Here is a 19,801-nt window from a genome sequence, read left to right on the forward strand (position 1 = left end):
GGAGGATAACAACATGGTTGTACAAGTAAAATTACCGGATGGAGCTATCAGAGAGTACGCGGTTGGGACGACAATTGAGCAAGTAGCGGAGTCGATTTCATCCGGTCTGAAGAAAAATGCGGTTGGTGGCAAAGTGAATGGCAAATCCGTCGATCTGTCTTTCGCTCTGGAGCAGGATGCAGACGTCGAAATCTTGACCTTGGATAGTGAAGCGGGTCTTGAAATGTATCGCCATAGCACAGCGCACTTAATGGCTCAAGCGATCAAGCGTATTTATGGCGAGAAAGCAGTGAAACTGGGTATCGGTCCCGTGATCGAAGACGGATTCTACTATGATATTGATTTGGAAACTCCACTGAATCCAGAGGACTTGGTGAAAATTGAGAAGGAAATGGAGCGCATTACTCAGGAAAATTTGGCGATTACGCGCCGAGTCGTTTCCCGTGAAGAAGCGATCCGCATTTTTACAGAGCTCGAGGATCCGTTCAAGCTCGAATTGATTCGTGATTTGCCGGAGGATTCGGTTCTTACGATCTATGATCAGGGCGAGTTCTTCGATCTTTGCCGCGGACCTCATTTGCCATCTACCGGCCGGATTAAAGCTTTCAAATTGCTTAGCGTAGCTGGCGCTTACTGGCGCGGAGACGCAAAGAACAAAATGCTGCAGCGGATTTACGGCACAGCTTTCCCGAAAAAAGCGCAGCTGGATGAGCATTTGCATTTGCTTGAAGAAGCTAAAAAACGCGACCACCGCAAGCTCGGCAGAGAGCTCAAAATGTTCTCCTTTTCCAGAGAAGTAGGACAAGGCTTGCCGTTGTGGCTGCCAAATGGAGCTAAATTGCGCCGCACGATGGAACGCTATATTGTCGACTTGGAAGAACGTCTAGGCTACCAGCACGTTTACACGCCGGTACTCGCGAACGTAGAACTCTACAAAACTTCCGGTCACTGGGAGCATTACCAAGAAGATATGTTCCCGAAAATGGTGATGGACAACGAGGAGCTTGTTCTCCGTCCGATGAACTGTCCGCATCACATGATGGTATACAAAAGCGATATGCGCAGCTACCGCGATCTGCCGATCCGGATTGCTGAACTGGGCACTATGCACCGTTACGAGATGTCGGGTGCTCTGACAGGCCTGCACCGCGTTCGCGCAATGACTTTGAACGATGCGCATATTTTCTGCCGCTTGGATCAAATCAAAGAAGAGTTTTCACGCGTTGTGAATTTGATTCGTCAGGTTTATGCAGACTTTGGAATTACGGATTACCGTTTCCGCCTGTCGTATCGTGATCCGAAGGATACGGAGAAGTACTTCCAGGATGACGCGATGTGGGAAACCTCCCAACGGATGCTTCGTGAAGTGGTTGAGGAACTGGGTTTACCGTTCTACGAGGCTGAAGGGGAAGCTGCATTCTACGGACCTAAGCTCGATGTTCAAATCAAAACTGCGCTGAAGAAAGAAGAAACTCTCTCGACTGCGCAGATCGATTTCTTGCTTCCTGAGCGCTTCCAGCTTGAATATATCGGAGACGATGGGCAAAAGCACCGTCCTGTTGTTATTCACCGCGGCATCATCAGTACGATGGAACGGATGACAGCTTTCTTGCTTGAGAATTTCGCTGGCGCGCTGCCAACTTGGCTGATGCCGGTTCAAGCAAAAGTGATTCCGGTCTCCCCGGCATTCGAAGAGTTCTCAAATAAAGTAACAGAGCAACTGCAAGCTGCCGGCATTCGTGTTGAAGCCGATAACCGCAATGAGAAGCTTGGTTATAAAATTAGGGAAGCCCAGCTGGAGAAAATTCCTTATATGCTCGTAGTCGGTGAAAATGAAGTAAACACCGGCAGCCTGTCTGTCCGCAAACGCGGTCAAGGCGATTTGGGCACGCATCCGATTGAACAAGTCATCGGGATGATCCATGAAGAAATCAGTAAAAAACTATAATTGTAAACCATAAATCACGATAAGCAGAGGAGCATGAGCTTCTCTGTTTTTTTTCGTATTTTTCGGGGAATTGGCATGCATATTTCAGCATAATTGGGAAACCTTAAACAGTGGGTCTGCTTCTAGGCGTATAAGCGTGGAAGGTATTGGACAACCTGCTATAGTAGGGGGAGGTATCAAAAATTATGTTGACCGAATTGTTCAGCCAGTCCAAATGGTTCAGTTTATTGATTATTGTTAACGTATTGCTCGCGATTTTCGGACAAGATGATGCCAAAGTCAAAGTAGCGGAGCCCCGGCAGCAAGTTCAAGCGGCTTCAAATGAGTCAGCGGACAGTAAGGCTCGTCCCATAACAAACAATGACACCCATATAAAAGCTCAACCGGTCGTCCATGAACAACAACAACAAGTCAATTACCGTTATGTGCCAAAGCTTGACTCCGACTTGTCTAAGCTAAAGGCTGTCGAAGTTGTAGCAACCGGCTATTTCGCGGGTAAGGAATCCACAGGCAAAAATCCGGATCATCCGGAATATGGGATCACCTTTTCAGGCATTAAAGTCAAGCGCGATGACAAAGCGTTATCCACAATTGCAGCTGATCCGACTGTATTTCCGCTTGGAACCGTCTTGTTTATTCCGGGCTATGGTTATGGTGTTGTTGCCGACACCGGCAGTGCCATCAAAGGGAAAAAAATCGATCTTTATTTTGACACGAAAGATGCGGTATACAAGGAATGGGGCAAAAAGACGGTAAAGGTATTTATCGTGAAAAAGGGTACCGGCAAAGTGACTGAGCTCATTTGGAATCAGCTCAAGGATGAAATTATTTCGCCGACTCAAGCACTCTAGCTGATCACATCTTCCGGTAATTTCCAACATAACTTCTCCAATTCGGGAAATCATACGTATAGGGGAGGTGATGGGACATGGCAAAGAACAAAAACAACAAGAATAAAAGAGCTCAAGATGTGGAGTTCGCTACGGAAACATCAGTATCTAACAAGCAGCAACAAACGAATACGCAAAACCAAAACAGATAAGTAATACTAAATGAACATAGCTTATGAAGAAGAGCCCCTCTAGGGGCTGAAAAAAAGACCTGAGAAGGTCTTTTTTTCGTGTGCATTATTCGATATAATGTAACAAAAAATAACATGGGTTTTATTGGAGAGGGGTGCCAATTGCTTATGAAAGTAGAAACGAAACGGATCGGTTGGTTCTACGGCATCATTTTTATGGGTATTTTGGTGAGTGGTTTCGCGATTTGGTTGGCTTCTCGGTGGTTAATGGCTGCTTGTCTGGCAGTTTTTTTGTTTTTGGGCATTTATTCATGGTTATGCAGCCGTGTAACGTCAAGCAAAGGATTGCATTATGCTGCCCAGGAAGATCAGTTCTTGACATTTATTCAAGAGTCTCAGGTTGTTGCGGACCGCTTGGCAGGGGCCGTTGAAGAAATGAATCGTTCCATCGGACAATTGACCGACATCGCCGACGCCTCCATCCAAGAGGAAGAAGAATTGAAAGCTCGCAGCAACCAGGCTGTGGAGCAACTGCAAGAGGCTTTTGCTGCGATTCAGCAAGTGGCTGCAGCGGCTGAGCAAATTTTGGACGCCTCCGTACATATGCATCAAGAAAGCGAGCAAACGAAGGATACGGTCGTTGATGTATGCCGGTCACTGAACGCGACAGACGAAGTGATGACAGATTTGCATGTAAACAACGATACGATGCAGAAGAAGATTCAAGATTTAACCGTTCACACCTCCCATATTGAAGAGATCAATATTTTTATCGCGCAAGTCGTTTCCCAGACTTCTTTGCTGGCGCTGAATGCATCGATTGAAGCCGCAAGAGCCGGGGAGCATGGTCGCGGTTTCTCGATTGTCGCTCAGGAGATCAAGAAGTTGGCGGCTCAAAGCCACGAAGCGGTAACGCGATCTTCCGAGATTCTTGCCTCCATCGAAAGCGGTGTCTCCCAAGTCGTTGAAGCTGTTGCGGCTGAGAAGAAATCCGTTGAGCATGGCATCGCCGAAATGAGGGTGATGAAAGAGAAGGTGGATACGATTTTCTCTTTGATCGTTCATGTGAATACTCTTGTATCCAGTACGACAAGCTCAACAAAGCAGCAGTCCGCTTTAGTAACAGGCACGACTAGTTCCCTCAGCCGAGTCGTCGATTTGATGAATAAAACGATGGACAGCGTGGAACATACGGTGGATCAAATGAAAAAACAGCGCCGAGAAGTGACGATGCTGCAAAATACGAATCGAAATCTGGATCGTTCTTCTACGGAGTTGATTCAGGCCATTCATGCGGTAGGCATGGAAAAGAAAGCAGAAGCTGTGAATGTCAACACGCATGACATGAAGCAAATGCTGAGTTCCCTTGTGCTAATACCTGACATCACTTCACTGGATGAAGCGAAACATAACTCTCATCTGAGCGCTGTCTTGCAAAAAACAAAGGGGATTGAAGCCATTTGGTCTAACCGTGCAGACGGAACGTTCATCTTCTCGCTCCCGGAGGCGGGGCTAGTTAATGCCAAAGGCCGGGAATGGTGGAAGCGGGCGATGAACGGAGAGCTCTTTGTTTCGCAGGAATATGTGTCAGCTATTACGAAAAAACCATGCATTACGCTGTCCAAGTCGATATTGGATGAAAAGGGAGACCCTATTGGCGTTGTCGGTATCGATTTAATGCTAAAATAAAGTTGTTCTCAAAACATTTATTTTAGTGTAAAATAAGATTACTGTGATGAATGTTGACATAGGGAGATAGGTGAATTATCATGTTGAATGCTTTGCGATCGGGCGGGAAAACGCAAGGTGCGCCAAGGAGAGCTGCAGAGGTGTACCCTTTCTTGGAAGCATATATTGCTCGCAAGGAGCAGCAAGTTGCGGAAATTGAGCAAGTTGTTGAGCGCTACGAAATGAAAAGAATGAAGGAAGAGCGCGCTTATCAGTCGATGTCTTCGCTGCGCCGTATGTTCTCTGGCAGGAAACCTGATCATCATCTGGCTGTTGAATATATTCATTATGTCAAAAAGCCGATGGAGCAAGTGAAGAAACTTCGTAATGACATTGAGCAAGCACGCATGATTTTGAATGAATCGAAGCCGAATGACGTCATTTCGATTCCTGAAGAGATCGAACAAGAGCTTTCATAACTTAAGTACACAAATAAACCCTTCCGGGATGGAAGGGTTTTTCGTTTGGTTTATCGCTTTATTTTCCGCCTTTTAATTGGCCAATATCCAGGAAGCCGTCTTCTTGACTGTAAGCCGGAACACCGTGGATACCAACGTCGAGTCCTACAACTTCTTCGTCTCTGCTCACACGGAGCGGCACGATGAGGTTAATGACTTTCAAGAATCCCCATGTTAGAAGGAATCCCCAAATGCATACCACAATAAGTCCCAACGTCTGTACTCCAAGAAGTTCGAAGCCTCCACCGTAAAACAATCCGGCGGTGCCCTCCTTAATCGCATCCGGCTTTGCAAATAAGCCTACGGCTAGCGTACCGATACTGCCGCTAATTCCGTGTACGGGAAATGCGCCTACAGGGTCATCGATCCCCTTGGATTCCAGGATCTCCGTTGCGTAAACCATCGCGATACCGCATATCACGCCGATAATGATTGCAGCGACATCGCTGACGAACGCGCAGCCAGCAGTAATGCCGACCAGGCCGGCAAGAGCGCCGTTAATCACCATCGGCGGATCCGATTTGCGATAGCGCATCATGGTGAACAGGATGCATGTCGCGCTTCCGGCGGCCGCAGCCAGCATGGTTGTTACGGCTATATGACCAATAGAGCTATTCGTTGCGCTTAGCGTACTTCCCGAGTTGAAGCCGAACCAACCGAACCAAAGGATAAATGCGCCTACAGAAGCCAGCGGCAAATTGGAAGGAGGTACAATGTTGGCGGTACCGTCGGCAGAGAATTTACCGATTCGAGGCCCAATCATCATGGCTGCCGCTAGGGCTGAGAAGCCGCCCAGTGCGTGGATAACGGCAGAACCGGCGAAGTCCACCATGCCGAGCTTGCCTAACCAACCGTTTACAGCCCAGACCCAATGTCCTGCAATCGGATAAATAATCCCAGTCATGGCGATTGTATATAAGATGTAAGCCCGGAAATTAATACGTTCCGCAACAGCGCCGGAGACAATGGAGATAACGGCGATTACGAAAGCGCATTGAAATAACCAGTAGGTTTCATGTGAGATCGATAATTGAATGTGTGTTAAATCTCCTCCCATGAAGAAACCCGTTGTACCGATGAATCCGCCCGCATCTTTTCCGTACATCAAGGCGAAACCAATGAAGTAAAAAATAAGGGCTCCGAAAGCAATATCTACAAATACTTTCATGATGATGCTAACTGCGTTTTTCTGTCGTACAAAGCCTGCCTCCAGCAAGGCAAAGCCGCCTTCCATCAGTAAAATCATCGCTGCGGTCAGGACGACCCATATGGTATCCAATCCACTGGAAAGCTGTTGAATCGCATCCATTCTTTTCATCTCTCCCTGTTTCGTATGCGCAAGCGAATACTCGCCTGCTTTCATTGCACCAATTATACGTTTCTGGTGGTAAAGATGTCAACGAAATACGTAAGAATACATAACATGCGCGGCTTAATGTTCGTGTCTAAATTGGGACATGTTAGTAAAGCTTCATAACGAGTTTGAAAACTCAGTCTAGAGACCGAGGACACCATCAACCCCTCGTCTCTTTTCATTCCTGTCTACATCCTATAGACTAGAAGTATCTTAACAACCATGCACACAAATGGAGGAAGCAAGTATGAATCCGCATATGTTTCAGCGCATTATTTGGGGGCTTGTCCTCGTCACAGCAGGCGTGTTCTTTCTACTTGATCAGGCGGGACTTATCACAATCGATCTTGCGTATATGTTTACCACTTATTGGCCGGTTATCCTCATCTTTTATGGCTTGATGGGGTTTCTATGGCAGCGAAAGTATCATTGGGGGGGTTCGATCTGGAGCCTGATCCTTTGTGCCGTCGGTACGATTTTTCTATTGAGAAATTTAAATCTAACGACATTATCATTAGGAGAAATGTTCCAATATTTATGGCCTGTCGCATTAATCTTGTTCGGGATCATCGTCATTTTCAAACCTGGAAGAAGAGAATCCCCGGACTGGCAAACGTTCAAAGATGCCAAACATCAAGCCAGAGAAGCAAGACGTGCGGCTAGACGAGAGCAGCATCAGAAATATCGAAATCAGTGGGATAACCACAATTGGAGTGGAATGGCAACTACGGAAAGCCCTTTGGAAAAGAAGAGTGAAGTAAAACGAGAATTGAGTGAGGAAGAGAAAGCGGTATTGAAGGATATTCACGGGGAATTTGATGTGAACAAGCATCATAGGAATTGGGAAGAAAGCGGGATGAATGCTGCGAAACCTGAGTCACCCCGGAGAGTGCCAGATCAACATCATCGTAAATATGATGATTTTGTAAGGAATTTTGATTCCGGCGATGTGCTGCATAGGCATGGCTTTATTGGAGATGTCCATCTGGGCCAGGAACCTTGGGAACTGAAGCCGCTCCAAATCTCTCATTTTATCGGTGACTCTGTGATCGATCTGACGCGTGCCGCCATTCCATTAGGGGAGACACCGATCAACGTTACAGCCTTTATTGGCGACGTGAAACTTTTTATACCTAACGATCTTGATGTTGAAGTGCGTGTGATGGCCAGCTCTTTTATTGGTGATATGAAGGTGCTGGATCGCCGCGAGAGCGGATTCCTTCGCAGTGTTAGAACGCAAACTTCCCATTATGAGGAAGCGGAACGGAAGCTGATTGTCACAACAAGCATGTTTATTGGAGACATTACGATAAAAAGGATAGGTTGAGACACAGTATGTACAAATTGCGCATGTTTAATATGAAATGGCAGCTTCTGAACTACTTTCTCATATCCAGTTTGATTACCGTATCCAGCATCTATATTGTTCTCGAATATTTTAAGGAAGAGTTGACCTCTTGGGAATTCAGACTATGGTTTGTCATAGCCATTCTTGTTGTGTGTCTATCTGTCGGCTATGTGGCAACGAAAAGATGGCAGCGCAAAGTCGATGAACTTCATCTCGCGCTGCTTGAAATTTCCAAAGGCAATTTCTCCAGCCGTATTGAGATTGAACCGGTTGAGCCTTTCTTATATTTGTATGAGGCATTTAATACGATGGCTTCGGCTGTTGAAGAACGAGTCCAACTGCTCCAGAAGCTTGGCGAGGCGGAAGCGATCCGCGATCAAGAACTGACGGAGAATGCGGTTATGGAGGAAAGGCGCCGACTGGCGCGGGATCTTCACGATACGGTCAGTCAGGAACTTTTCGCGATCCATATGTCGGCTTCTTCGCTGCCGAAAATTTTGGAGAGAAATCCGGATGCCGCATCCGGGGTAATGAACCAGTTGATTCAAATGTCCCATCATGCGCAGAAACAGATGCGCGGACTGATTTCACAGTTAAGACCGATAGAATTAAATGATATGAGCCTACAAGAAGCTCTGGAGAAATGGTTTCCGGAATACTGCCGGACCCACGAACTTCAGGGCCAGCTTGATGTCGTCATAGGTGAAACCATGTCCGAGGCTATCGAACATCAGTTTTTTCTAATTATCCAGGAAGGCCTTGCGAATGTGGTTAAGCACGCATCAGCGAAACAGGTTAGACTGGCCATTCATGAGAGAGAGCACCAATATGTTCTTCAATTGCAGGATGACGGCCAGGGATTTGAGCGGAGCGACATCCCTTCAGCTTCTCATGGGCTTTCGACAATGAGAGAGAGGGCGCAGAAGCTGGGCGGCGAAGTGGAAATTGATAGTAAGCTGGGTACGGGGACGAGAGTACGGGTTAAAATTCCGCGTTTTGCAGATCAAACGAATGTGTTGACCTTGGTTAGAGAGGAAGATCGGAATGAGCACTAATATTAAAATTATGATCGTCGATGATCACGATATGGTCCGGGTGGGACTGCGTACTTATATTTCGTTGGAGCCAGGCTTAGAAGTGATTGGAGAGGCAAGTAACGGAAAAGAAGCATTGGACCAACTTGATCAATTGAAGCAGAAGGGCTCTCCGCTTATGCCTGATATTATCTTGATGGACCTGACGATGCCGGTCCTGGACGGGATATCAGCCACGAAGCTCATTTGTGAAACATATCCGCAGATGAAGGTCATCATGCTAACCAGCTTTCTGGAAGAAGCCAAAGTTGTGGAAGCCGTGGAATCGGGTGCAATCAGCTACATGCTCAAAACCGTTTCGTCGGATCAGCTTATCCATGCGATTCAAAGTGCTTACCGCGGGATGCCCGTGATGAATTCTGAAGTTTCTTTGGCATTAACGAGAGGGATCAGGCAGCGTAATGCCCAGCCCGAAGAAGAAGGGTTGACGACGCGGGAGAGAGAAGTGCTTCTGCTCATCGCGGAAGGAAAAAGCAATAAAGAGATCTCGGAAGAGCTTTTTATCAGCATTAAAACAGTTAAAACGCATGTAAGTAATTTGCTGATGAAGTGTGAATTGGAGGATCGTACCCAACTGGCGATCTTTGCTCACCGCAAGGGATGGGTTTAACAAAAGGGAGATTCGGCACATAAAAAGTACATTTTGGCACATTCTATGGGTAAGCACCAATATTTCGAGCGCCCAAGGAGTGTCAAGCAATGAAAACATTATCATCTTCACTGACGCAGGTGCAAGAGTCTTTTGACAGTGTACGTGATCATCTGCACGAATTTGAATTTGCCCTAGGCGGTAACTGGGACTATGACCACGGATATTTTGATCGTTATTTAGATGAAGCGCATAAGGTTTGGCTCCGAATACCGTTTCAAGTGGTAACCGGCAGAATCGAAGGAGACACGGAGGCAACCGATGCGGTTGTGAAAATGGGAACGCCTTTTGTCCTGAAGCATGTTTATAATGAAGGGCTGGATCAAGGTGCGGAAGCTGAAACCTACGGCGCTTTCATCGATCAGTTTCAAACCCCGGTAGATGCCGATGCGGAAATCGAGGACAAGTGGGTCAAGGAAGCGTCAGGGCTGTTAGAAAAAATTGAAAAAGCATGGGTTCATTGAACTGGGATTTCGTGTAAATGCCAAGAAAATGCTTAGAAGTTCTGTTTTTTACCTCCATTTTATTGTTTTTTAATATTGGTTTAAGGTTGTAGGTGCATGATAGACCCATAGACAACAAGACCTACTTCGCTAACTAAAATAAACTATGCATATCATGCACTTATAACTTTATTGAAAATGTGGAGGTAAGAACGATGGAAGACAATAAAAAAGACTACAGCGACTTCTTTAAGCCGCAGAACAACGATAATAACAATAACGACAAAGGACACGAAACAAAGCAAGAACCGAATCAAGAGAGACCTTCCTACTACTACTCTTATGGTCCTTACAAATCAGCCTTTAATGAGAATAATGAATCGGATCAACTTACTACCTCAGCTTCAGGTTCCGAAGGGACATCCAGTGTGGAAGTTACACCGCCTAAGAATCTGCGTCCTTTCAGTTTCCAATCGGATGGCGGGGGACACCAAGGTCCGGGACCTTGGGACTACAACGCGAAGAAACGTTCATCGGTAAAAAGTATTTTCGCGGCTTTCATGGCCGGAGCATTGGTTGTAGGTGCGCTGATGTTCACAGCGGACAAAACGAATTTATTCACAGGAGGCCACCAGCCGCTTGCATCCGGCAGTTCCTCGTCAGCATCAGCAACGAAGGGCTCGAGCAGTAACGGAGGCGAAGTGAAAAATGTAGGCCTCGACGTTGCCCGTCCGAACAACATCTCAGAAATCGCTCAAAATGCTGGACCTGCAATCGTTAAGGTGGAATCCTTGGTAAAATCGAAGAGAACGTCGCGCAGCGGCGGCAGCTCGCTGTTCGATGATCCGTTCTTCCGCCAATTTTTTGGCGATAATGGCGGCGGCAATGCCGACCCTAACCAAAATCAACAGGATTCCGGCAGCGGAGATCTTCAGGCAGCCGGGATGGGAACCGGATTCATTTTTGAGAAAACGGGTTATATCCTGACGAATGAGCACGTGATCGATGGTGCCGATGAGGTTCAGGTGACCGTACAAGGCAATGATAAACCGTACACAGCTAAAGTGCTTGGTACCAGTTATGATCTGGACTTGGCTGTACTGAAAATTGAAGGCGATAAAGATTTCCCGATTCTTCCGCTCGGCAAGGCTGAAGATGTGAATGTCGGCGATTGGGTTGTTGCCATCGGTAACCCATATGGCTTCGACCATACCGTTACAGTCGGTGTTCTGAGTGCCAAAGAACGTCCGATCAGCATTCCGGATTCCAAAGGTACCCGCGAATACAAACATTTGCTGCAAACGGACGCATCCATTAACCCTGGTAACTCCGGTGGACCGCTGCTCAACATGAATGGCGAAGTTATCGGTATTAATACCGCGGTTAGCTCTCAGGCACAAGGTATCGGATTTGCGATTCCGACGAGCACGATCTCTTCCGTTCTTGAAAATCTTAAAAACAACGTCCAAATTCCTAAAGAACCGGTTCCATACCTCGGGGTAGGGCTTCAAGATATCGGCAAGGATTGGGTTAGTGAATTGAAGCTTTCGAATACGGACGGGGCGCTAGTAGGCAGTGTACAACGCAAAAGCCCTGCGTTCCAAGCAGGTCTCCGTCAATACGATGTCATCGTGGACATTAACGGCACGAAAGTGAAAAACTCTCAAGAGCTTATCACGAAAGTGCAGGCTGCAAAAGTCGGCGATAAAGTGACGCTTGGTATCATTCGGGATGGCAAGCGCGTGGAAGTGCCGGTCACCGTTGGCGATAAAAATACACTTTCCAGTAATGCTGCAAAGTAAACTATCATAACAATTAGGAAGTGGAGTCCCGCGGCCGCAAAGCTTGCAGGCTCTGCTTCTTTTTGCTTCATCATGATTTTTGTTACAATGGAAGAAAGAAGGGCGGTTATATGATGAGAGAACAAATTTTGGTTATCGATGACGATGAAAAAATTACGTCTATGTTAAGACGCGGACTCGCATTTGAAGGATATTCCGTAGCAACAGCAGGAAATGGTTCAGAAGGGCTGAAACAGATGCTCATCAGTGAGCCGGATCTGCTTATTCTTGATGTCATGATGCCGCAGATCGATGGCTGGGAAGTCGTTCGGCGCGTACGTGAAAGCGGGAGCGAAGTGCCAATCCTGATGCTTACAGCTAAGGACGAAATTAGTGATCGTGTAAAAGGACTCGATCTGGGAGCCGACGACTATTTGGTTAAGCCTTTTGCGCTCGAAGAGCTGCTCGCACGCGTGCGTGTGCTTCTGCGTCGAAGAGCGGAGCGACCGGAGCAGCCGACAAATCGACTTGTCTATGAAGATATCACGTTAGATTTGGATACGCGGGAAGTTTTTCGTGAGGACAAGCTGGTTGAACTGACGACCAAAGAGTTTGATTTGCTTCACTTATTTATGTTGAATCCGAAGCGGGTACTTTCCCGTGATGTCATTATGGAGAAAATCTGGGGTTATGATTACAGCGGAGAATCCAATGTTCTCGAGGTGTACATAGCGCTGCTCCGCCAAAAAACAGAAGAGTATGGGCATAAACGAATCATCCAGACCGTCCGGGGAGCGGGTTATGTGCTGAGAGGAGACTCGTAGACATGTCTGTTCGCCTCCGGCTAACGCTGTGGTATTCCGGCATATTGGCACTGACCATGCTGCTTTTTGGGATTGCTTTATACTTCTTCTTAAACTACTTTTTGTATGATCAAGTTCGTTCGGAATTGAAAATTAATGCAGAAGATACTTATACTCGTGTTCAGAAAAGTGTCGCCCTCTCGCTCAAAGGGCTCGTTATTGATCTGGAACTTGTAAACCGGGACATTTATTCAACGAATACGTTTCTGCAATTATATAATGTTCAACTAAAAAGTTTTAACCGATCTGCGAATTTGCAAAATTACGATGTCACGCTGCCGATTTCGAAGGCGACTATCGATAAATTAGGCCAGACGGATGCGTTCTTCGAAAAAACCAAAGTGATTGGCCAAGATATTCTCATTTATAATCAGGCGATTTATGATGTACCGAATAATCCCAACAAACTGATCGGCATCCTCCAAGCAGCCGTGCCTATAGGAAGCTACGAAAAAACGTCCGTATCTTTGGGGTATACCTTAATTGTGTGGGCGATCTTAACCATCATCGTCGCAACTTCAGTAGGTTGGTTCCTGGCGCGAAAAGCGCTTAAACCAATCGACCAAGTCATCGAAGCGGCGAATCAAATCGAAAGCGGCGATGATCTGGAAAAGCGTATCCTTTACGATGGACCGAAAGATGAAATCGGCCGATTGACCGATACGATCAACGGTATGCTTTCCCGCATTCAGGTTACGTACTCCGAGCTTGATGAGGCGTACCGCGCGCAGCGGAGATTCGTATCCGATGCCTCCCACGAGCTCAGGACACCGCTCACCACAATCCGCGGTAATGTCGATCTGCTCGAAAAAATGTGGAAGATGACCTCCGGCAACACGCAGCTGGCAACTGCCGACCAAATGCAGATGTCGCTCGAAGCGATGCGTGACATTGCCGGCGAGGCACAGCGGATGAGCCGGCTGGTCAATGACTTGCTTGCTCTGGCGAGAGCGGATGCCGGTGTATTGATGGAGAAGACAGAGGTGGAGATGATGCCCCTTGTCCAAGAAGTTGTAAGGCGTGCACAGTTCCTCTCCCACACGGCTGAATGGCAGGTAGGGAATCTTGATGCGCTGGAGGATGCGATTGTTTATGGCAACCGTGATTACTTACAGCAACTGATTTTTATCTTCATTGAAAATGCGTTCAAATATACGCGAGAAGGAACAGTCACGCTCGATGCGACCCGGAATGACAATTTCATCGGCATCCGCGTTGCAGACACGGGTATCGGCATGGATAAAGAGGATATCCCTTACATCTTCGATCGTTTCTACCGTGCAGACCTCTCAAGAGGGCAAACGACCGGAACCGGGTTGGGGCTTTCCATCGCCAAATGGATTATTGACGAACACGGCGGTTCAGTCGAAGTGACGACGCGTAAAGATGAAGGAAGTACCTTTATCATTTGGCTGCCGGCTAACTTTCCTCTGTCTGTGTAATCCGGTATAATGGAAAGAAGACATTTTTAAACATTATTTTCGGAGCAGGTGGAAGAAATGGAAGTTGTCAAAATATCACCACGAGGTTATTGCTACGGGGTCGTAGATGCCATGGCATTAGCGATGCAAACCGCCAAGAACCTTAATCTGCCTAGGCCGATCTATATATTAGGCATGATCGTTCATAACGCGCATGTGACAGACTTTTTCAAAGAAGAAGGCGTCATTACGCTAGATGGGGAAAACCGCCTTGAAATTCTGGAGCAAATTGAGCAGGGGACCGTCATTTTTACCGCCCATGGCGTTTCGCCGGAGGTACGCCGCCGTGCAAGAGACAAGGGGCTGACTGTCGTCGATGCGACATGCCCGGATGTGACGAAGACGCATGATTTGATTCGCGAAAAGGTAGCCGAAGGCTACGATGTCATATATATCGGAAAGAAGGGGCATCCCGAACCGGAAGGCGCGATTGGTGTCGCTCCCGAGCATGTGCATCTGATTGAAAAGCTGGAAGAAGCCGAGCGGCTGCATATTCGATCGGAACGTATCATTATTACGAACCAAACGACAATGAGTCAATGGGATATTAAACACATTATGAACCGCTTGTTGGAGCTCTTTCCCAAAGCAGAGATTCATAATGAAATTTGTCTCGCGACTCAGGTGAGACAAGAGGCAGTGGCTGAACAAGCCAAAGAAGTGGACCTTGTCATCGTCGTCGGCGATCCGAAAAGCAACAATTCGAACCGCTTGGCGCAAGTTTCGGAGGAGATTGCGGGAGTCAGAGCATATAGAATATCTGACATCACTGAGCTGAACCGCGATTGGCTTAAAAACGTTCGCAAAGTAGGGGTTACATCCGGGGCATCCACACCTACACCGATCACCAAAGAAGTGATTGCCTATTTGGAAGGCTATGATGCGAAAGATGAAACCAGTTGGGAAATAAAACGTACTATTAATATGAAGAAGCTCATTCCGGCTGTAAAATCCAAAGCTGCGAGCAGTGAGTGACTGCTTAACTATTCCACTCGATAGGATTGAGATCCAGCATGCAAAGCGCACAGAAGGTGAAAACGAAAAAAGCACGCTACGATTGGCAAAGCACCAAACGTTGGTTTAAGTATAAATATCTGCTGCTGCTTCGCGCCAAAGGCGGTCCATCCAAAGTAGCAAGAGGCTTTTCGATCGGTTTGTTCGTCGAAATGTTTACACTTCCTACCGCCGGGTTTGCATTCGTACTGATATTCCCGCTCGTTTATTTATTAAGAGCAAATTTACCTGGGGCATTAATCGGTTTTGTATTCGGTAAAATCATCTATATCCCATTCTCGATTTTAAATAAACAAGTCGGCGATTTGTTGGTACCCAAACACTTTAAGATTTATCTCATTCACCACTTGCCGCATATGCTTTCCAATATTATTAGAAGCGGTTTGGATTTAATTGTTGGCGGTATGGTTGTAGGTGCTGTGCTCGGAATTATCGCTTATTTTCCCATCATGCTGCTGCTCAAGTTTCATACGAATCGTCGTAAAGAAAAACGCAGAATCCGCAAGGCGCAGCTCGCTCCATCGGATGCAAGTGAACAATGAAATAAATTAATGCTTGACGAAAATTCGTCGAGCGTTGTATATTTACTTTAGTGATTAAAAGCATAGAAGCGTAGAAGCGAACAAGCGTTGAAGTATTCAAGTGTTGATAAATAACCTTTATATAGGAGCGTGTAACCAGATGATCGCTATTACATCCAACAAAACATCCGATGACCGTATTCAAGAGATCGTACAGTTTATTGAGAAACAAGGAGTGCAAGCACACGTATCAAAAGGTGAAGATCGCACCGTTATCGGCATTATCGGTAAAGCCGACCCTAAATTAGCAGAACAGCTGCGTCAAATGTCTGGAGTTGAACAAGTCGTGAAAATCTCGAAGTCGTACAAATTAGCAAGCCGTGATTTCCATCCGGCAGATACAGTTATTAATATCAAGGGAGTCCAAATTGGTGGCGAACAGCTTGTGGTTATGGGCGGTCCTTGCGCAGTAGAAACACCGGAACAAATCGATGAAATCGCTCGTTTGGTGAAAGCTGCAGGCGGTCAAGTTTTACGCGGCGGAGCATTTAAACCAAGAACAGGTCCTTACAGCTTCCAAGGTGTTGGCGTAGAGGGCTTAGTTATGATGGCTGAAGCCGGCAAGAAGCACGGACTTCTTACGATCACAGAAGTCATGACTCCGGAATACGTCGATGTATGTGCGGAGTATGCAGACATTCTGCAAGTCGGTACGCGTAATATGCAAAACTTTGATTTGCTTCGTAAGCTTGGCACGATTCAAACGCCGGTACTACTGAAACGCGGATTCAGCGCCACTTACGATGAATTCTTGAATGCGGCTGAGTACATACTGGCCGGCGGCAATCCGAACGTGATGCTTTGCGAGCGCGGTATCCGGACTTTCGAAACTTACACACGCAATACCCTTGATCTGTCTGCAATCCCTGTTCTTAAGCAATTAAGCCACCTTCCAGTTATCTCCGATCCAAGTCACGGAACAGGACGCAGAGAGTTGGTTGTGCCGATGACCAAAGCCTCCGTAGCGGCGGGAGCTGACGGACTTATCATCGAAATGCATACAGATCCGGACAATTCGATGACCGGCGACGGTGTTCAATCTTTGTTCCCGGATCAATTTGCTCAATTGCTAGCTGACCTGGAGAAATTGTCTCCGCTGCTCGGTAAGAAATTCGATACGAAAAAAGAAGCGATCTTCGCTTAATCATGCTCAAATTTCAGGGGACTGGTTGTCTATGCCAGTCTCTTTTTTGCGTACATAGGTCTAAAATGTGAATAGTGTAAGCATAGCTTACACATCGATAAAAAATACCTGACATAAGTATTGACTGTGTTAGCAAAATAGCTATATAATATGTGCAAGATAACAACCAAAAAGATGAACAATAAACATGTAAAGTACGTTGAATGTACGGAAATGGGAGGTTTTTTAAATGTCAGTTCAAAACGTGTTGAACCTTATCAAGGAAAAAAACATCGAGTGGGTAGATTTTCGTTTCGTAGGCCTTTCCGGTAAAGCGCAGCATATTTCTTTGCCTGCAACAGAAGTAGACGAAGAAACTTTCGTGAACGGGGTAGCTTTTGATGGCTCTTCCATCCCAGGATTCCGTGGTATTGAACAATCTGACATGGTTATGATGCCAGATACCGAGACTGCATATGTAGATCCTTTCACAGCACATCCGACTTTGGTTATTATGAGCAATATCTTTACACCAGATGGCGAACGTTACGATCGTGACCCTCGTTCCATCGCTCAAAAAGCGGAAGAGTACCTGCAAACAACTGGCGTTGGTACGCAAGCATTCTTCGCACCTGAATCCGAATTCTTCATCTTTGATGATGTTCGTTATGAAAATGGCATGAACAAATCCTACTTCGAAGTTGACTCCGAAGAAGCTGGTTGGAACACTGGCCGCAAAGAAGAAGGCGGCAACCTTGGTTACAAAGTTCCTGTTAAAGGTGGATACGTTCCAGTTGCTCCAGTCGATTCCCAACAAGACATTCGTTCCGAAATGTGCCGTCTGCTTGCAGAAACTGGCCTTCGCATCGAGCGTCACCATCACGAAGTGGCTACAGCTGGCCAAGCTGAAATCAACTTCCGTTTTGATTCTTTGACTAAAACAGCAGACAACCTGCTCAAATACAAATACATCGTTGCTAACACAGCTAGACAATATGGTAAAGTAGCGACATTCATGCCTAAGCCACTTTTCGGCGATAATGGTAGCGGTATGCACGTGCATATGTCCATTTTCAACGAAGGCGAGCCTTTGTTCTATGAAAAAGGCGCTTATGCAAACCTGAGTGAGCTTGCAATTCACTACATCGGCGGTATTTTGTACCATGCTCCTGCATTGATTGCAATCACGAACCCAAGTACAAACTCTTTCAAACGTCTCGTTCCTGGTTACGAAGCTCCGGTTAACCTGGTATTCTCCAAAGGTAACCGTTCCGCAGCAGTTCGTATTCCAATTGCGGCTGTGACACCTAAAGGTTGTCGTATCGAGTTCCGTACACCTGACAGCACAGCGAACCCATACCTTGCTTTCGCAGCAATGCTTATGGCAGGTCTTGACGGTATCAAAAAGAAAATCGATCCTCGCGCTCTTGGTTACGGTCCTTTCGATACTAACATCTATGAGTTGTCCGATGCAGAAAAAGCAGAAATCCGCAGTGTTCCAGGAACATTGGATGAGGCTTTGGATGCTCTTGCAGCGGATTCCGACTTCTTGCTTGAAGGCGGCGTATTCACGCAAGACTTTATCGATAACTACATCGAACTGAAACGCGGCGAAGCGAAAGCAGTTGCGATTCGTATTCACCCGCATGAGTACAACCTGTACTTCGATTGCTAATTCTTAGCACTTATACCGTTATAACCAAAAGCTGTTCCCGCAGTGATAGTCATTGTGGGAGCAGCTTTTTTACCACATAAGAAAGTATAAATTTTCGGTTCCCGAAAAATGCTTTCTTATTGGCGATAAAACCTACCTCTAAACGCGGTCGCTCATCTTTGAATGGCCTCGATAGAGGTTTTCTCATTTTCGGGAGAAGATACATGACCTGGCGTATGAGACTAAAGTCGTAGTTGATCTTATCAATAATCATTCTAAATACTGACGTTAATGCGATAAAAATGAGCTATACTAAGATTATAAACAAGATGAGAAATAGAAATGGAAGGAAGATTCACATGAAAATCGTGATTATCGCAGGAAGTAATCGTAAAGAAGCGACAAGTACAAGACTGGCAGCGTATATTCAGGGGTTAGCCGAACAAGCGGGAAATCAGGTATCTTTCATAGATTTGTATCAATCTCCGGTGCCGTTCTATTCCCCGGATGAAGACCATGAAGATCATCAAGGGCTGGCGAGGTTGAAACAAGCGATGAATGAAGCTGATGCCGTTGTATTGGCTACGCCTGAATACCACAGCGGAATTTCGGGAGTTCTCAAAAATGCCCTCGATCATTTGAGTCAGGATCATTTTGAAGGAAAAGCGGTTCTATCCGTTAGTTCAGCCGGTGGTTCTGTCGCCGTAAGTTCATTGACGCAGCTTCAGACGATTGTGCGTAATTTGCACGGAATTAACTGCCCTGAATGGATATCCATAGGCGGGGACCAAAGAAAAAGTTTCCAGGCAGGCATAGCGGCCGGCGATATCCAGCCAAATGTTGAACATCGAGTTCAGCGCGTGGTGGATTCGTTTCTCGAAGTAGCTGCTGCATTAGTTCGTAGAAATAAATCACATCAATAAATCGCCATACAATAGAAGAAGATGAAAGAAGCCGGGGGCTAAACCTTCGGCTTCTTTGAGTTCGGGGGCGCAATTGTGAAGCGTACAACAACAAACAGCAAGTGTGCAGCTGTAGAGATGTTTTTCATCGTTCCAGTAGCGATGGGGGAAATGAAGTCGTTTCTCTAACTATGTTTTGCACACTTACTGACGAGAAAAATCAGTTTTGTGCGTCGAGCGAAGCTCTAGAAAGATGTTTACCATCGTAACAGCCATGTGGGGATGTTGCAATCGTGGTTCTAAACATTCCTGTTAATGCTAAGAAATTGCCTTAGACAAAAAAGGAGCGCCTCGGTATG

At 46.3% G+C, this 19,801-nt stretch carries 17 protein-coding genes; 16 read left to right on the top strand and 1 reads right to left on the bottom strand.

What is annotated here, in order from left to right:
• The first annotated feature begins 13 nt into the window (after positions 1-13).
• From thrS to ACFQZT_RS25855, 4 genes are all read left to right on the top strand, one after another.
• On the top strand, positions 14-1,948 hold the full coding sequence (gene thrS / locus ACFQZT_RS25840) for a threonine--tRNA ligase (protein ID WP_379304603.1): 1,935 nt from the start codon (positions 14-16) through the stop codon (positions 1,946-1,948).
• A gap of 185 nt (positions 1,949-2,133) precedes the next feature.
• Positions 2,134-2,799, top strand: a complete 666-nt coding sequence (locus tag ACFQZT_RS25845) for a 3D domain-containing protein (RefSeq protein ID WP_379304605.1) — start codon at positions 2,134-2,136, stop codon at positions 2,797-2,799.
• A gap of 338 nt (positions 2,800-3,137) precedes the next feature.
• Entirely contained in the window at positions 3,138-4,658 is a 1,521-nt protein-coding gene (locus ACFQZT_RS25850; RefSeq protein ID WP_379304607.1) for a methyl-accepting chemotaxis protein, read from the top strand.
• 80 nt (positions 4,659-4,738) lie between these two features.
• Positions 4,739-5,116, top strand: coding sequence for a hypothetical protein (locus ACFQZT_RS25855; protein ID WP_379304609.1), 378 nt, complete (start codon positions 4,739-4,741; stop codon positions 5,114-5,116).
• A 58-nt stretch (positions 5,117-5,174) separates the two neighbouring features.
• Here the strand turns inward: ACFQZT_RS25855 and ACFQZT_RS25860 are convergent, their stop codons facing one another.
• A complete protein-coding gene (locus ACFQZT_RS25860; RefSeq protein ID WP_379304611.1) occupies positions 5,175-6,464 on the bottom strand; it encodes an ammonium transporter in 1,290 nt (429 codons plus the stop codon).
• A 292-nt stretch (positions 6,465-6,756) separates the two neighbouring features.
• Between ACFQZT_RS25860 and liaF the strand changes: the two genes are divergently transcribed.
• From liaF to ACFQZT_RS25920, 12 genes are all read left to right on the top strand, one after another.
• The gene (gene liaF / locus ACFQZT_RS25865; protein WP_379304613.1) at positions 6,757-7,836 is read left to right on the top strand and encodes a cell wall-active antibiotics response protein LiaF; all 1,080 of its coding nucleotides are present in this window, start codon (positions 6,757-6,759) and stop codon (positions 7,834-7,836) included.
• Positions 7,837-7,844: 8 nt separating this feature from the next.
• Complete coding sequence (locus tag ACFQZT_RS25870) at positions 7,845-8,912, top strand: sensor histidine kinase (protein WP_379304615.1); 1,068 nt, start codon at positions 7,845-7,847, stop codon at positions 8,910-8,912.
• Positions 8,902-9,561 carry a response regulator gene (locus ACFQZT_RS25875; protein WP_379304617.1) on the top strand — a complete coding sequence of 220 codons (660 nt, stop codon included), beginning with the start codon at positions 8,902-8,904 and terminating at the stop codon, positions 9,559-9,561. The genes ACFQZT_RS25870 and ACFQZT_RS25875 overlap by 11 nt, the downstream gene beginning before the upstream one ends.
• A gap of 89 nt (positions 9,562-9,650) precedes the next feature.
• Positions 9,651-10,064: a YugN family protein gene (locus ACFQZT_RS25880; RefSeq protein WP_379304619.1), complete on the top strand. Its 414-nt coding sequence runs from the start codon at positions 9,651-9,653 to the stop codon at positions 10,062-10,064.
• A 194-nt stretch (positions 10,065-10,258) separates the two neighbouring features.
• Positions 10,259-11,845, top strand: coding sequence for a S1C family serine protease (locus tag ACFQZT_RS25885; protein ID WP_379304621.1), 1,587 nt, complete (start codon positions 10,259-10,261; stop codon positions 11,843-11,845).
• 113 nt (positions 11,846-11,958) lie between these two features.
• The gene (locus tag ACFQZT_RS25890) at positions 11,959-12,648 is read left to right on the top strand and encodes a response regulator transcription factor (RefSeq protein WP_379304658.1); all 690 of its coding nucleotides are present in this window, start codon (positions 11,959-11,961) and stop codon (positions 12,646-12,648) included.
• Between the two features lie 2 nt (positions 12,649-12,650).
• Positions 12,651-14,129 (top strand): sensor histidine kinase, encoded by a 1,479-nt coding sequence (locus tag ACFQZT_RS25895; protein ID WP_379304623.1) that lies wholly within the window; start codon positions 12,651-12,653, stop codon positions 14,127-14,129.
• Positions 14,130-14,186: 57 nt separating this feature from the next.
• Complete coding sequence (locus ACFQZT_RS25900; protein ID WP_379304625.1) at positions 14,187-15,143, top strand: 4-hydroxy-3-methylbut-2-enyl diphosphate reductase; 957 nt, start codon at positions 14,187-14,189, stop codon at positions 15,141-15,143.
• A 38-nt stretch (positions 15,144-15,181) separates the two neighbouring features.
• On the top strand, positions 15,182-15,724 hold the full coding sequence (locus ACFQZT_RS25905; RefSeq protein WP_379304627.1) for a DUF2062 domain-containing protein: 543 nt from the start codon (positions 15,182-15,184) through the stop codon (positions 15,722-15,724).
• A 139-nt stretch (positions 15,725-15,863) separates the two neighbouring features.
• Positions 15,864-16,907, top strand: a complete 1,044-nt coding sequence (gene aroF / locus ACFQZT_RS25910) for a 3-deoxy-7-phosphoheptulonate synthase (RefSeq protein ID WP_379304629.1) — start codon at positions 15,864-15,866, stop codon at positions 16,905-16,907.
• Positions 16,908-17,136: 229 nt separating this feature from the next.
• On the top strand, positions 17,137-18,561 hold the full coding sequence (gene glnA, locus ACFQZT_RS25915) for a type I glutamate--ammonia ligase (RefSeq protein WP_379304631.1): 1,425 nt from the start codon (positions 17,137-17,139) through the stop codon (positions 18,559-18,561).
• A 338-nt stretch (positions 18,562-18,899) separates the two neighbouring features.
• A complete protein-coding gene (locus tag ACFQZT_RS25920) occupies positions 18,900-19,463 on the top strand; it encodes an NADPH-dependent FMN reductase (RefSeq protein ID WP_379304633.1) in 564 nt (187 codons plus the stop codon).
• The last annotated feature ends 338 nt before the right edge of the window (positions 19,464-19,801 follow it).

Source organism: Paenibacillus sp. GCM10027628, assembly GCF_042676385.1.
Lineage (GTDB): Bacteria > Bacillota > Bacilli > Paenibacillales > NBRC-103111 > Paenibacillus_E.